At 65.7% G+C, this 14,508-nt stretch carries 12 protein-coding genes; 5 read left to right on the top strand and 7 right to left on the bottom strand.

What is annotated here, in order from left to right; translation table 11 throughout:
* Nucleotides 1-24 precede the first annotated feature (24 nt).
* Nucleotides 25-375: a hypothetical protein gene (locus NN4_RS24390; protein ID WP_147135727.1), complete on the bottom strand. Its 351-nt coding sequence runs from the start codon at nt 373-375 to the stop codon at nt 25-27.
* The gene (locus NN4_RS24385; RefSeq protein ID WP_147135724.1) at nt 372-1,298 is read right to left on the bottom strand and encodes a GNAT family N-acetyltransferase; all 927 of its coding nucleotides are present in this window, start codon (nt 1,296-1,298) and stop codon (nt 372-374) included. Before NN4_RS24385 ends, NN4_RS24390 begins: the two co-directional genes overlap by 4 nt.
* A 258-nt stretch (nt 1,299-1,556) precedes the next feature.
* Between NN4_RS24385 and NN4_RS24380 the strand changes: the two genes are divergently transcribed.
* The gene (locus NN4_RS24380; protein ID WP_246181058.1) at nt 1,557-2,801 is read left to right on the top strand and encodes an FAD-dependent monooxygenase; all 1,245 of its coding nucleotides are present in this window, start codon (nt 1,557-1,559) and stop codon (nt 2,799-2,801) included.
* Nucleotides 2,802-2,818: 17 nt separating this feature from the next.
* Here NN4_RS24380 and NN4_RS24375 read toward each other — a convergent pair whose 3' ends face one another.
* Nucleotides 2,819-3,103, bottom strand: coding sequence for a hypothetical protein (locus NN4_RS24375; protein ID WP_147135720.1), 285 nt, complete (start codon nt 3,101-3,103; stop codon nt 2,819-2,821).
* 209 nt (nt 3,104-3,312) lie between these two features.
* Nucleotides 3,313-5,166, bottom strand: a complete 1,854-nt coding sequence (locus NN4_RS24370; RefSeq protein WP_147135717.1) for a helix-turn-helix domain-containing protein — start codon at nt 5,164-5,166, stop codon at nt 3,313-3,315.
* A 504-nt stretch (nt 5,167-5,670) separates the two neighbouring features.
* Between NN4_RS24370 and NN4_RS45155 the strand changes: the two genes are divergently transcribed.
* The 3 genes from NN4_RS45155 to NN4_RS24355 all read left to right on the top strand — a co-directional run bounded on the left by NN4_RS45155 (nt 5,671) and on the right by NN4_RS24355 (nt 10,206).
* On the top strand, nt 5,671-6,630 hold the full coding sequence (locus tag NN4_RS45155) for an esterase/lipase family protein (RefSeq protein WP_186818608.1): 960 nt from the start codon (nt 5,671-5,673) through the stop codon (nt 6,628-6,630).
* Between the two features lie 98 nt (nt 6,631-6,728).
* A complete protein-coding gene (locus tag NN4_RS24360; RefSeq protein WP_147135714.1) occupies nt 6,729-8,747 on the top strand; it encodes an acetoacetate--CoA ligase in 2,019 nt (672 codons plus the stop codon).
* Between the two features lie 79 nt (nt 8,748-8,826).
* Nucleotides 8,827-10,206 carry an MFS transporter gene (locus NN4_RS24355; RefSeq protein WP_147135711.1) on the top strand — a complete coding sequence of 460 codons (1,380 nt, stop codon included), beginning with the start codon at nt 8,827-8,829 and terminating at the stop codon, nt 10,204-10,206.
* 257 nt (nt 10,207-10,463) lie between these two features.
* On the opposite strand, the gene NN4_RS24350 is transcribed toward NN4_RS24355, so the two are convergent.
* On the bottom strand, nt 10,464-10,961 hold the full coding sequence (locus tag NN4_RS24350; protein WP_147135708.1) for an HAD domain-containing protein: 498 nt from the start codon (nt 10,959-10,961) through the stop codon (nt 10,464-10,466).
* A 270-nt stretch (nt 10,962-11,231) separates the two neighbouring features.
* On the opposite strand from NN4_RS24350, the gene NN4_RS45800 reads away from it, so the two are divergent.
* Complete coding sequence (locus NN4_RS45800; RefSeq protein ID WP_222595154.1) at nt 11,232-12,239, top strand: hypothetical protein; 1,008 nt, start codon at nt 11,232-11,234, stop codon at nt 12,237-12,239.
* A 66-nt stretch (nt 12,240-12,305) separates the two neighbouring features.
* On the opposite strand, the gene NN4_RS24340 is transcribed toward NN4_RS45800, so the two are convergent.
* Nucleotides 12,306-13,052, bottom strand: coding sequence for a methyltransferase domain-containing protein (locus tag NN4_RS24340; RefSeq protein WP_147135705.1), 747 nt, complete (start codon nt 13,050-13,052; stop codon nt 12,306-12,308).
* 932 nt (nt 13,053-13,984) lie between these two features.
* A complete protein-coding gene (locus NN4_RS24335; protein WP_147135702.1) occupies nt 13,985-14,446 on the bottom strand; it encodes a MarR family winged helix-turn-helix transcriptional regulator in 462 nt (153 codons plus the stop codon).
* Between the last annotated feature and the right edge of the window lie 62 nt (nt 14,447-14,508).

The raw sequence follows: 14,508 nt of genomic DNA, 5'->3' as shown, positions 1-14,508 counted from the left end.
AAGCAAAAAAATTCGCCCGCTGGCTCATCCGCACTTGTAGGTGCCGTGATAGGCGTCTTGGATACCCCAGGTAACGCGGTCGCGGCCGCCTGCGGGAGTGTGCCGGCAATCCAGGTTGGGTCCTTCCTTGTCGACGAACCAGTTGACGCCGTAGCCGCAGTTGTTCGTGACGTCCAGCTTGTTCTGGCGCCAGTCGGTCGAGTGCCGCACATCCACGCACACCGGGAGCGGCGTGCGAGCCGCCGCAGCCTCGAACTTGGCCGCGGCCAACGGTTCCGGTGTCGCGGCATACGCGGTGGACGGCGCGATCGCTGCGGCGGCCACCCCGAGGCTCGATACGCCGACGAGCATCCTGCGGCGAGCAGTTGACTTCATGAGAGTTTCCTTTCCTTGCCATTCGAGGTCGATTCCTCGAACGTTTGATCTGCGTAGATCGCGCAGAGGTATTGGTCCCAGTAGCGGCCGGCGTAGTAGACGTGGTCGCGCAGTCGGCCCTCGACCTGGAAGTAGCGGCCCTCGCCGCTGCTGAGCTGCGGCCAGTTGAATCCGGGGACCTCCAGATACAGTTTGCGAAATGGGAAGGTGCGGAACAGATATCGGACGAACAGGGTGATCACCTCGGCGGCCAGGCCGGTTCCGGCGTACGCCGGCTCGAACACCGCCCCGATGTAGACGTGACCGCCGTGGCGGTCGGCGCTGTAGGCGACGACGTGCCCGGCGGGTTGGTTGTCGTCGATGCGACGCACGACGTACTGCGTGACAACCTGTGCCCACAGTTCCTCGACGAAGCGTTCGGGCGCGGGCGGTGCCCCGCGGTAGCGCCAGCGGAAGCAGTTCTCCGGGCGAACCGCGAGCGCATAAAGGTATTCGGTGTCGGCCGGCTGGAGGGCGTCGAGCCGAAACACCGAGCTCTGCAGGACAGGAGCGAGCGGATCGGATTGCGATGCTGGCAGTTCCGGCACCGAGTCCGGGCCGGACGAGGCAGCGTTCCCAGCCCGGATGGTGAGTCGAACACGTTTGCCCGCAACGGTTTCCGCGCGCGACAGGACATCGCCGACGGTGCTGCGGCGCTCTTGGTCGGTCTGCACGCGCACACCGTGCGAGTCCAGCCAGGCCGACAGGGTCATCATGTCGAGGCTGTCCACACCGAGGTCTTCGATGAGCCGAGCGGTATCGGGCAGGGTCGCGGGATCGTGCTGCAACAGATCCGCGAGCTCGGCGCGCAGTTCTTCTCGGTTCGCCGCCGTGCGCGGGTCGATGCTCGGCATCGTCTCGAAATCCCAGTCAGCACTTGCCATTTCCCACCTTTTTCGGTCGATTCCGAATGGATGAGACAACCGTAGAATCCACTGCTTAGTGGAATCTTCGGAGACGATTAGCGGGTACCGTACGGCGAGTTGGACGTGCAGCAGACGCTCGGGTCGGTGCGGAAGGCGGCGGAATTCGGCTGGACCGATGAATTTCGTGTGTGCACATAGTCATATGGCTGGATACACCGACAGCGGTGTGCCCGCGCTGGGCGGTTCCAGTGCGGGAGGAGACACATGGAGGCAGTGATGAGCGTCGAGAACCCTGCGCACGAGCACCCGATCCGGCCGGATGAGCAGCGGGTGAGTGGTCCCAAGGTGCTGGTGGCGGGGGCGAGCATCGCGGGGCCCGCGCTGGCCCACTGGTTGCGCCGGTGGGGTGCCGCGGTGACCGTGGTGGAGCGGGCACCCGCGTTGCGTCCGGGTGGGCAGGCGGTGGATGCGCGCGGAGTGGCCAAGGAGGTCATCCGGCGGATGGGGTTGGACGCGGCGGTGCGCGCGGCCTGTACCGAGACCGCCGGCGCACACACCGTTGACGCGGCCGGGAACGTGCTCGAGACCTACCGTGCCGATGACCACGGGGGCGACGGATACATCGCGGAGATCGAGATCCTGCGCGGAGACCTGTCCCAGGTGCTCTACGACGACACCCGCGACGGAGTCGAATACATCTTCGGCGACCGCATCGCCGAGCTCACCCAGGACGCGGACGGGGTCGACGTGGTTTTCGCGGGCGGCGACCGGCGGCGTTTCGACCTGGTGGTCGGCGCGGACGGACTGCACTCGGCGCTACGCGCGATGGTTTTCGGACCGCACGAGCAGTTCATCCGCCACCTCGGGCACGTGCTGGCCTTCTATAGCGTGCCCAACGAGTTCGAGCTGGACCGCTGGCTGATCGACTACCAGGAGTCCGGGCGCTCCGCCGGCCTGCGGCCCGTCCCGGACGCCACCCAGGCGATGGCCATGTTCTCTTTCCCTGCGGGGGACTTCGACGTCGACTACCGCGACGTCGAAGCCCAGAAGCGCTTGTTGCGTGAGCAAATGGCCGGCTTCGGCTGGTTGACCCAGGACATCCTCGCGCACCTGGACAACACCCCGGACTTCTACCTCGACCAGGTCGCCCAGGTGGTGATGGACCGCTGGTCGAACGGACGAGTGGTGCTGCTCGGGGACGCGGCGTTCAGCGCGTCGCCCATGTCCGGGGCGGGCACCGGGCTGGCCCTGGTCGGCGCCTACCTACTGGCCGGCGAGCTGACCGCCGCCGGATGGGACCCGGAAGCCGGATTCGCCGCCTACGAAAAGCAGATGCGCTCGTTCGTCGAGGCCAACCAGGAAATCGGCCGGTTGAGCGCGCGCAGCCGCGAGGTCCCCGGGCCGGACGCCGAGCCGAGCGTCGATTTCACCAGTGAATGGTTCGCCGAACTGGTCGAGCGTGCGATCGACGGGGTGGAGCTGCCCGACTACGCAGGGGTGCCGGATTCCGCAGCTCATTAGCGATGACCCCGTAGGTGTCAGTTGTGGGCGCAGAGCCATTCGGTGCCGTAGTGGGCAGCGTTGCCACCCTCGAGATGCACCCAGTGGCCGTCACCTTCGCAGGGCGCGCCTTCGGTGGGCGCGGGCCCGGGCGGCGGGGTGGCGATGACGCCGGGCAGCCCCCGGAACATGCCGTCGGGCAGCGGGATCGAGATACCCGGGACCGGCTGCCACACATCGGCGTTGGCCGTGGCGGACATCAACAGTGGCGCCGCGAGGGCGGTGCTCACCGCTGCGGTCAGTATCGCTGCACGCTGCTTCATACGATCCTCCTGTGGAGACGGCTCGAACTGATCTGGACAACTCGCCTATCGTTAGCTCAACAGTAACTGTTAGGACATGTTGATCAGGATCACACCCCGCGCGGCTTCCGACCTGGGATGGCTCAACAAGTTGTCGTCGTTGGCTGGTATCGCGAGGCCACTCGGTAGGCGAGCCGGCCGGCGGGTCGGCGCTGGATAGCTGAATTCCGCTACGCGCCTTGCGCTTTCAGCAATCGCAAGGACACCTGGATTTCGAGCAGTTGCTCGGGTTCGCGCCAGTCGTCGCCGAGCAGTTGCGCCAGGCGGGTCAATCGCTGGGTCACGGTGTTGACGTGCAAATGCAGCAGCTGCGCGGCTTTGGTGCTGTTCTGGCCGGTGGCGCAGAAGACGTCGAGCGTCTGCAACAGTTCGGCTCCGCGTTCCCGGTCGTAATCCAGAACCGGGCCGAGCACCGAGCGGACGTATCCGGAGATGTCGGGCTCGCCACTGAACAACGTCCCTACGAACCCGAGGTCGGCGGCGACGCCTACCGCGCCGACGCGATCCAGTGCGATCAGTGCGCGAGTACAGCGCGCCGCTTCCTCGTAACTCGCGGCGATGGTGGTCGGACCTTCGGCTATCGCCGCGCCTGCCGTGACCGGTGCCCGCGTGATGCGGGTCAATTCCCGCGCCGCGTCGCGGGCGATGGTTCTGGCGTCTGTGCCGGGCAACAGCAGGATCACCGAACGGTGCCGCACCGTAGCCAAACAGCGCAGGCGTCGAGCCAGTGCGGCGATCGCGGCGAAAACCGGCTCCCTTGGCTCGGTTTCGAGTTCGGCGACCACCACGACATGGCAGCTGTCCAGGTCGACCTCGAGTAGGGACGCTCGACGGCGAAGCAGGTCGTGGTCGTGGGTTTGTGCGGAGAGCAGATCCGCGAGCAGCTCGCCGCGGACCCGCGCCTCGGCTTCGGCCATGCGGCGGCGGGTGACGAGAACCAGCGCGGCCACCAGAGCGGCACGCTCGAGGATGCGCCGATCGGTGTCGTCGACGGCGGCCGAGCCGAGCAGGACCAGGGTGCCCAGGGATTCGGATTCGGTGATCAGCGGGACCGCGCAGAGCCGGTCCTCAACAACGCTGTGCCCCTTGGCATGTGCCCGCCGGGACAGCGCCTCGATCTGATCGGTCGAGGTCGGCGGATCGGTATCGGGGGACAGGAGCAGCACCTCGCCGGTCACCGCTGCCGCGGTTGCCTCGATGACCGCGGCCACGTCGACGCCCTCGATGACGAGCTTGGTCAGCCTTTCGTGCACCTCGGCGGTGCGCTCCAGTTCGGCAAGGTGGGTTTGGATTGTGGCATTGGCGACCCGCAGGTCCGCCACTGCGGCCTGGGTGGCGGTGAGCAGCCGCGAGTTCTCGATCGCCACGGCGGCGTGCGCGGCCAGCATCACCAGGGCGCCGATATCGCGGCTGCTGAACGGCCGCTGGCTGCGGTGCGCGGCGAGCAGCACGCCGATGATGTCCTGTTTGAGTTTGACCGGAACTCCCAGCAGCGACTCGATCCGCTCGGCCTCGACCGTCGCATCGATTTCCGGGGTGCGCTCGAGGGTGTCGTCGTCGAAATAGGAAGAGACACTGTAGGGTTCGCCGGTTCGGGCGACTTTGCCGCCGACTCCGGCGCCGCGGGGCAGCCGCAACTCGTTCATCAGACCGGAGATGTTTCCGGAGGCGGCCTTGATGAAGCAGTCGCCGCGGGTGCGGTCGCTGAGGCTGATGTAGGCCAGATCGCAACCCAGTAGCCGGCGCGCCCGGTCGGCGATCGCCTGCAGGATCGAGTCGGGATCGCGCATGGCAGCCAGATCGTTGGCCGTGTCGTTGAGCAGCTGCAACTCGGCTTCGTTGCGCCGATGGTTGAGGAGTTTTTCCCGCAGTCGCATCGCGACGGTGCGTTCGTGTTCGAGTTCGATCATCCGCTCGACCGGCGCACCCGCCTGCCTGGCCCGTTCCAACGCCGCGTCGTATGCGCTGATATCGGCGTCTTCGAGCAGCAGATCGAGAATCGAACTGCCCTGGATGACCGTCATTGCTCCTCCGAGGGTTACTGCACGGACTGGGTCCGGAGGTCTTGATCGAACCCTAGATGTCACCGGGTGGCCGGGAGTGCCGATTCACCGGATTTTTCACGCGGGTCTGTGGCGCTCACGCGGGTCGAGGTGCAGGCTTCTCCGCACGAGCGGTGACAGGGCACACTATCGCGGCCCATTGCGACCCTCAATGTGCAATGCACACAGGGAAAATCGTGCGGATATGTCGCAAGTGCGGACGATCGCGAATTCGGGGTGGTACGGACTCGCCACGATGTGAACTGCACATCGGCGCGGCCGGGATTGTGTCGCCGGTACCCATCGTCAGCAGTGTCGGGCGTTCCTATGGTCTAAACCACCTCGGGTGTTCCGCATCACAACCCCGTCGAATCCCGGGGCGACGAGCACACATCTCCCGGGTGCCGTGTTTCGGCGGGGCAGGAGGCAACGATGCTTTTCCATTCACGAAAACAGCGTTCGGCTGATTCCGAAACCACTGGTTCGGTGCGTCGCGGATTGGCAGCACTGTCGATCGCGGCGGTGGTCGGCGCGGGCGGGGCCTTGGCGGCCACTTTGCCCACGGTCCATGCCGCAGCGCCTAACCATGATCCGGTCATCATGATTCCGGGGATGACCGGGGACGTCGGAAACATGGACCCGATGAAGCAGAATCTGCAGTCCAACGGCTGGCCGGCCGACCGGCTGTTCACCTGGACCGACAGCAGCAAGATGACCCAGGATCTCGCGGTGGCGGCCAAAGAACTGGGCGCGAAGGTGAACCAGGTCCGGCAGCAGACCGGCGCGAACAAAGTGGTGCTGGCGACCTGGTCCGCCTCCACCCTCGCCGCGCGCTATTACATCAAGAATCTCGGCGGCGGTGACACCGTCTCGCAGTACATTTCTTTCGCGGGACCGCATCACGGCACTACGTTCAATCACTGCAAACAGTACGTCTCGTGCCAGCAGTTCGCCGCACCGAATACGCCGTTCTTGACCGCGCTCAACTCCGGCACCGAGGTTCCGCACAATGACAAGGTCGCCTATCTGACACTGCGGTCATCGGGTGATTGGAATGTGGCGCCGACCGATTCGGCGAAACTCGAGGGCGCCGACAATCGGCTGCTGACCAGCCAGACCCATTTCAACATCATCACCGATGCCCAGGCCTTGAAGATCATGCGCGACTTCATCATCGCGCACGAGGACGACAACCCGCCGACCTCCACCACGCCGCCCACGTCGCCGACCACCCCGCCGACCTCGACGACCACCCCGCCGGTTCAGCCCTGCTTCGCGGACTCGAATTACAAGCACGTGCAGGCCGGGCGGGCGCACGACAACGGTGGCGGCCGGGCTCTGGCCAACGGTTCCAACCAGGACATGGGGCTCAATGTCGTCTCCGGCACGACGAAGTTGCGCAAGACCGGCGACAACTACTACGTGATCGACCCCGCCTGTTCCTGAACTGGCCGATTCTCCAGACAGCCGTGGGCGATGGCTTCCGGTGCCCGAACACACCGGAAGCCATCGCCGCTCGGCAGCGACGCATCAATAGGAGTGCAATGAACACCGGGGACAAGTCTGCCCACGAGGTGCTGTGGAACCCGCCACCGGATGCCCGGGCACGCACCCGGATGGGGGACTTCATGCAATGGGTGGCCCGCGATCGCGAGACCGACTTCGCCGACTACGCCGAATTGTGGCGCTGGTCGGTCGACGACCCGGCCGGATTCTGGTCCGCGATCTGGCATTACTTCGACGTGCCTGCCTACTCTCAGCCGACCGAGATCCTCGCCGATGCGGACCGGATGCCCGATGCCCGTTGGTTCCCCGGCGCCACGCTGAACTATGCGCAGGCGATGCTGCGCATGCCCGGCCTGGCGGACGGTGATACCGCGGTGATCGCGCACTCGCAGACCCGGCGCGCCGTGCACTACACCGCTGCGGAGCTGCGCGAACAAGTGGCGCGCGCTCGGCAGGGCTTGTTCCGGCTCGGCGTGCGGCGCGGTGATCGGGTCGCGGCCTATCTGCCGAACATCCCGGAGACGCTGGTGCTGCTGCTCGCCGCGGCGAGCCTCGGGGCGACTTTCGCGTCTTGCCCACCGGAATTCGGCGTCAGATCGGTGCTCGACCGCCTCGGCCAAATAGATCCGAAAGTACTCGTGGTCGTCGACGGCTATCGATACGGCCGGAAGTCGATCGACCGCTCGGCGGAGATCCGCGAAATCCGCACTGCGCTGACGGGGTTGGGCCAGCTCGTCGTGCTGCCTTACCTGGATCCGGCGGCCGCACCGGGGCCAGGGGCGATCAGCTGGGATCAGCTGGTCGCGCATTCCGGCGAGCTGACTTTCGAACCGGTCCCGTTCGAGCATCCGCTGTATGTGCTCTACAGCTCGGGCACCACCGGGCTACCCAAGCCGATTGTGCACGGGCACGGTGGAATCCTGCTGGAGCACATGAAATCGCTTGCCCTGCATCATGATTTGGGGCCGGGCGACCGATTCTTCTGGTTCACCACGACCGGCTGGATGATGTGGAACTATCTCGTGTCCGGGCTTGCCGTCGGCAGCGCGGTAGTCATGTACGACGGTGATCCCGCCTACCCGGATCCGACCCGGTTGTGGCAGCTCGCATCGATGAGCCACACCACCTATCTCGGCACCAGCGCGCCATTTCTGCTGGCGTGCCGCAAGGCGGGCGTCTCACCGCGCGCTGCCGCTGATCTGTCCGCGTTGCGCGGCCTCGGATCGACCGGAGCGCCGCTACCGGCCGAGGGTTACCGCTGGGTTTACGAGCACGTCGCCCCGGACATCTATTTCGCCTCGATCTCCGGCGGGACGGATCTGTGCACCGCCTTCATCGGCGGCGCGCCCGTGCTGCCGGTCCGGGCGGGGGTCATGGCGTGCCGGGCGTTGGGCGCCGCCGTGCAGTCGATCGACGAGGAAGGCTGGCAGACCATCGGCCGGGAGGGCGAACTCGTGATCGGCAAACCGATGCCCTCGATGCCGATCGGGTTCTGGGGTGACGCGGACCGGGCTCGCTACCGTAGTGCGTACTTCGCGGCGATCCCTGGTCTTTGGCGGCATGGAGACTGGATAACCATCGCCGAGGACGGCAGCTGCGTGATCGGCGGACGATCCGACGCCACCCTCAATCGGGGTGGGGTCCGGTTGGGCACCGCCGAGTTCTACAGCGCCGTCGAGTCGCTGCCCGAGATCCGGGACAGCCTCGTCATCCACCTGTCCGACAACGAATCCGGGACCGACGAGCTGCTCTTGTTCGTGGTGCTGGACGCGGGCTGTGTCCTCGATGCGCGCCTGCGGGAGCGGATCGCGGCTCGGCTCCGCGACGAGCTGTCGCCGCGGCACGTGCCGGACGAAATTCGTTGCGTCCGTGCGGTTCCGCGCACCCTGTCGGGAAAGAAGCTCGAGGTGCCGGTGAAACGGATCTTGCGCGGGGAGCTTCCCGAAACCGTCTCCGCCCCGGGCGTTCTGGCCGACCCCGACGCGCTGGCCCCCTTCATCGAGTTGCACGCGCACCGGACCGGCGCGCCGGCGATCGCCGCGGCCATCGACGGTTGATACCTGCCGCCCCCCTCGAATCCGTCAGGGGCCGAACCGCTGTGCGCGGTCGCACCCAGCAATGCCGAAAGTAAGTGAAATGACAAGTAGCAAAATAGATTTCGACAAGGCTTCGGCGAGTGAACCGGCGCCACAAGGACTCCGCCGGGTCGTTGCCGCGTCCATGGCGGGCACCGTGGTCGAATGGTATGAATTCTTCCTCTACGGCACCGCCGCGACGCTGGTGTTCAACAAGGTGTTCTTCGCCAAGGGCACCAGTGATCTCGACGCCATCCTGGCGGCCTTCGTCACCTATGCCGTCGGCTTCGCCGCGCGCCCGCTGGGGGGCCTGGTATTCGGCCACTTCGGCGACAAGTACGGCCGCAAGAAGCTGCTGCAGCTGAGCCTGGTCCTGGTGGGTGTCGCCACCTTCCTGATGGGTTGCCTGCCGACCTTCGGGCAAGTGGGCTACCTGGCGCCCGCGCTGCTGGTGGCGCTGCGATTCCTGCAGGGCTTCGCGGTCGGCGGCGAGTGGGGCGGGGCGGTGCTGCTGGTCGCCGAGCACAGTCCCAGCCGCAGCCGGGCCTTCTGGTCGTCCTGGCCGCAAGCGGCCGTACCCGTCGGCAATCTGCTCGCGACTGTCGTACTGCTGACATTGACCTCGACCCTCTCGGCCGCGGACTTCCTGGGCTGGGGCTGGCGGGTGGCCTTCTGGCTGTCGGCGGTGGTGGTACTGATCGGCTATTACGTGCGCACAAAGATCACCGACGCGCCCATTTTCCTTGCCGCGCAACAGATCGCCGAACAGGAGAAGGCTGCCTCGTTCAGCGCGCTCGAGGTGTTGCGGCGGTATCCGCGCGGCGTGTTCACCGCCATGGGCCTGCGCCTCGGCGAGAACATCATGTACTACCTGGTGGTCACCTTCTCCATCACCTATTTGAAGGTGCACGTCGGCACCGACACCAAGGTGATCCTGTGGTGGCTGCTGGCCGCACACATCGCGCATTTCCTGGCGATTCCGCTCGCCGGACGGCTCAGCGACCAATACGGCCGCCGACCGGTGTACCTGGTCGGCGCTGTAACGGCGGCGAGCTGGGGCTTCTTCGCCTTCCCGATGATGGATTCCGGACACAATGCGGCGATCGTGGGAGCAATCGTCATCGGCTTGGTGTTCCACGCCTTCATGTATGCGGCTCAGCCCGCGATCATGGCCGAGATGTTTCCGACCCGGATGCGCTATTCCGGTGTGTCCCTCGGCTATCAAGTCACGTCGATCGTCGCCGGTTCCCTCGCGCCGATCATCGCGGTCCGGCTGCTCGACGTGTACGGCTCGTCAGTTCCGATCGCGATCTACCTAGCCCTAGCCGCCGGCGTCACGGTGATCGCGGTGCTGTGCGCCCGCGAAACCAAAGGGATCGATCTGGCCGAGGTCGACCGGGCCGACGAACTCACCCGCAACAAAGAAAGAGAAATGCGATGAGGAAATGCACTGACAGCTGCGCATCAATGGTCGCCTGCAACGGTCTCGCCCAGGCGACTGGCTCGGACGTGCCGAGCGAACTGTCCACTTCACCGCGTTGTCCGGCGAAAAGTCCGCGGTCATCGAAACCGATGCGGGCAGCATGGCTGCTGAAGACCGGATGTGCACAATCGAAGGGACCGTGCTCGCCCAGAAGGCCTCGAAACGCCTAACGAACTCGGTGGCAGTCGTCGAAAAGCCACCCTTTGCGACAGGCCCTAGACGGTGAGCCAGTACTCGCGGATCTCGGCGAAGTGGGATTCGGTGAGGCCGGTCCGGGGGTCGACCGAGATCAAGGTGGTGGGCGTGTCGCCGCGGGAAGACAGGAACTCGTCGCGGGCAGTGGGGTACATGCCGAAGTCGTCATCGAGCCAGATGAGCGGGCGCTGCCGGGCGTAGGCGGCGACGGCGGGGAACTTCCAGGCAGGGCCGGAGTCGCCGAACCGGATCACCGGCAGGTTGGGCAGGCCGATGGCGGGGCCGACCATGGTGTTGGCCTTGTGCTCCCAGGTGGTTGCCCAGACGAGTTCGGCAGGACCGGCGGCTTGCAGGAGGGCCGGACCGTGGGTGGGGTTGAGCCACATGCGCAACGGGTGCCGCCTGCTCCAGCCGGAGATCTTGAACTTGTGCTCGCGGTAGCCGAGTGGTTTGGCGTCTGCTTTGGCAGCGAACGGGTTCAACGGGCCGTCGATATCGAGAAGCAGAAGCGGCCGCATGATCTCTATCGTGCCAGAACCTGAAATCCTTTGGCGTAGACGTAGTTGCGGTGGGGCTGAGGGGGTTCGAGGCGGTGATTCAGCTCGGTCGCCCGGGCGGCGGCCCCGGATTGTCGAGGCTGGATTGTTCGTGATTGTTAGGTCGACTTCATGTTCGTTAAGCGGCTGGAATGCGTTGTGTCACAGGTAGTCCCGGCGGCGAGCCGATCGTTCGGCCCGGCGCGTAGCGTTGGGAAATTGAAACGGTGACGATGCGAGCAGATCGGGATAATGGGCGAAGAGCGGGAAGGTACCTCTGACAAGAAGGACGGCATCAAACCGTCGCAGGTCACCGCGGCAGCCCTGGCGGCGGTCACTGCGGCTTTCCTGGGATCGACGCTGGGGGTGGCCGGCACCGTGGCGGGTGCCGGGATCGCGAGCGTGGTGTCCACGGTGGGCGGCGAGCTGTACCTGCGCTCGATGCGCAAGACGAAAGAGGCGGCGCAGCGCACCAGGGAGGCGGCGCTGGCGCTGGCAGATCCGAGTACCCGGCAGCAGGCCGGGCCGGGCCGGCAACCGCGGCAGGTGTCCGGACAGCACACGAACAATTACCATCCGCCCACGCAGTCGTGGGCGGGCCGTGCGAACGACATGCGGCCTGGAGTCGGTACCGGATATCAACCTCGGCAGCCCCCGAACAACAGGGTGCCAGGATTGGGTGCCGGGCGGTCCGTCGGCGGGGACCCCACTGTGGTCATTCCCCAGCTGAATCTCCGGTCTCCCGGTGCCGAATCCGGCGAAGAGCAGGTACGCCGCGGGTATCGCCTGCACTGGCCGCTGATCGTCGGCACCAGCGTGGTCGGGTTCCTCATCGCGATTCTGATGATCACCGGCTTCGAGGGCGTCACCGGGAAGTCGATCTCGGGCGACGAGGTCACCACAGTGGGGCACTTGTGGAGTGGCGGCGGCGACCAGCCCGACAACCCCTCGACGAGCGGAGACGACGAGACAGTGCAGCCCAGTGAGAGCCGCGTGCCGACGACCACGACCCCGCAGAACGGCACCGAGGGAGGGAAACAGTCGACGACGAATGGCTCGACACCGTCGGCGAGCGTGCCGGGGTCATCGACACCGTCGACGAGTGTGCCGAAGTCAGTGACACCGTCGACCAGCGTGCCGGAATCATCGAATCGATCGAGGACTCCGAACTTTCCGTCGAGTAACAACGCCCCGGGCGGTAGGAACCAACGCCCCGGTTCGGATGGTGGCGACGGGGCACCTGGATCGACCGGCCGCTAGCCGCGCGTTGCGCGGCAGCCAGACCGGAAACTCATCGGCGCATGGCACTGCAGCGTGCGAGCTACGTCAGCCGATCTTGTGCCCGCAGGTCCATTGGATCGTCGCAAGGCGTCGAGTGGTTACGTCGCCGAGTCCGAAACCCCGGACGCGGTCCGCGATTTCGGACTCGGCGAAGATGCGTGCGCCGCCGAAGCCTGGCACGTAACGTCCGAGCAGTTCGAGCGGACCGGCACCCACGGTCGGCACCAGCACCGCGAGATGACCGCCGGGTCGCAAGACGCGGATCATCTCGGCCAGGGCGGTATCCGGGTCGGGGATGAGCTGTAGCCCTGCTATGCAGGTCACCGCATCGATGGTGTTGTCCAGCAACGGGATTCGTTGGGCATCGGCGCGCAGGAAGGCGGTGTTGTCGGCGGGGTGCTGATGGGCGGCGCGGACGAGCATCGACTCGGAGATGTCGATGCCGATCGAGAGCCCGTCCGGACCAACCTTGTTGGCGAGCGATGCGGTGATTTCTCCTGGGCCGCAAGCGATGTCGAGCACCGTCTGGCCCGGCCGAAGGTGCAGTCGTTCAGCGGGGGATTGCAGGAAGCCGACGACGCGCCTGGCGGCCGTGGATGCGTAGTCGTACAACAACGCACCGATGCGCGAGCTCCACAGCGACTGCACGACACCGTTGTTGACATCTTGCCCGTCGGCGCCGGGTTGCGAGCCGAGTTGGTCGAGGTAGCCGTTCGGCGTGGTCGGAACCCGCGGCGGGTCGGTGAGTAGCGGGAGAACTCGTTGCACGGCAGGTGAAATGGTGACGCTCATGCGGTCATCTCCTGTGATGGACTGCGGATCGTGGCCGGTACGACTGGACCCTAAGTCCGAACTGCGCGGGGCGTCCAAGACCAGTTGTGCCATAACCTGATTCGTCTTCCAGCATGAAGCGAGGCAGCCGAAATCGTTTCCGGTAGAGACTCGGCGGCAATGCGTTGAACTGACGGTTTGCCACCTCGACCTGTGCCGAGCACCTGTTGTTGGCGGTGCAGTAGCTGGAGTGGTGGACGCCATCGACGCTGGATCGGTGCCCTGGACTTTCGCCGCGCGACGGTGCCATCATGTCCGAGAGGGGCTGCGGAAAGGCTCATTCGAGCACCAGATCACCTCTCGATACAGAGGGAATCTCATGAAGTATCGGACCGCGAAAATCATGCTCGCCGCGACGCTGACGACCGTCGGGTTGTCTATTTCCATGGCGTCGCCCGCGTCCGCGGCTCCCCCTGGCTGCCGCGCCTCGCAGTCGGGCAACGGGGCGACGGCCTACTGCTATACGTCTGCTTCAGGCACCCAGTTCAGGGCGGTGGCCCGCTGTCGGTATCTCACTCCTTCTGGCAGCTTCGACTACGAAAACTTCTTCGGCCCTTGGCGGGTCCAGGGCAATCCCCAATCCTCTTACGCACCTTGCGGCGCAGGGTGGAACTTCGTCGAGCCCAACGCCCGAACGAAATGATCTTCGCTCCGCACCCTTGATCGTTGCTGTCGCCACCGCGTGCGCGGACCGATCCCCGCCTACATTGCCGCGAGCGGGCCACGGTCACCGATCTCGCCCGGCCGTCACGCTGACGGGTTCCTCGCTCAGGAGAGGGAATAGCAGTCACGGCGATCGACCTCTCCCGCCCGCACCTGCGGACGACACGACCGGGCACCGTGGATGAATGAAGGCCTGGCTTGACCGACCGTGAGAGGCATCACCGACGATGTCATTGCCCTTTCGCGATCGCTCGCTCGATCTCGATGAGTGCGGCGAGCTGTTGTGGCGTCAGTCGCACGGTGAAACGGTCGCGCACCGAGGAGTTGTACGTGGGTGCCGCTGTTTCGACGGTTTCCCGGCCCGATTTGGTGAGTAGGACGTCGTCTCCGCGGCCGTCCCGCTCGCAGGGTTCGCGCGCGATCAGTCCGCGCTGTTCCATGCGCCCGAGCTGTCGGGACAACCTGCTGTGTGCCCAGCTCAGATGCGCCGCCAGCCCCCGCACCCGGATGCACGTGTCCGGACTCTCCAGTTCGGTCAGCGCGGCGAGGACATCGTAGTCCGGCATCGACAGGCCGCACTCCCGTTCGAGATCTCGGGCGATCTCGGCGTCGACGCGTTCGTGGAGCCGCCGATAGGCGAGCCAGGCCGCACGGGCCTGGCGTTCGGTCCTCGAATCCGGATTCCGGTGCATATCTGCGAGTTTAACCAATCTTGTTTACATGTAACGGAGACCTGTCTAGGGTTATCGTTACA

This window comes from Nocardia ninae NBRC 108245, from assembly GCF_007990755.1.
Taxonomy (GTDB): Bacteria; Actinomycetota; Actinomycetes; order Mycobacteriales; family Mycobacteriaceae; genus Nocardia; species Nocardia ninae.
The sequence above is the reverse complement of the archived record's forward strand: the minus strand, read 5'-3'. Positions and strand labels throughout refer to the sequence as shown.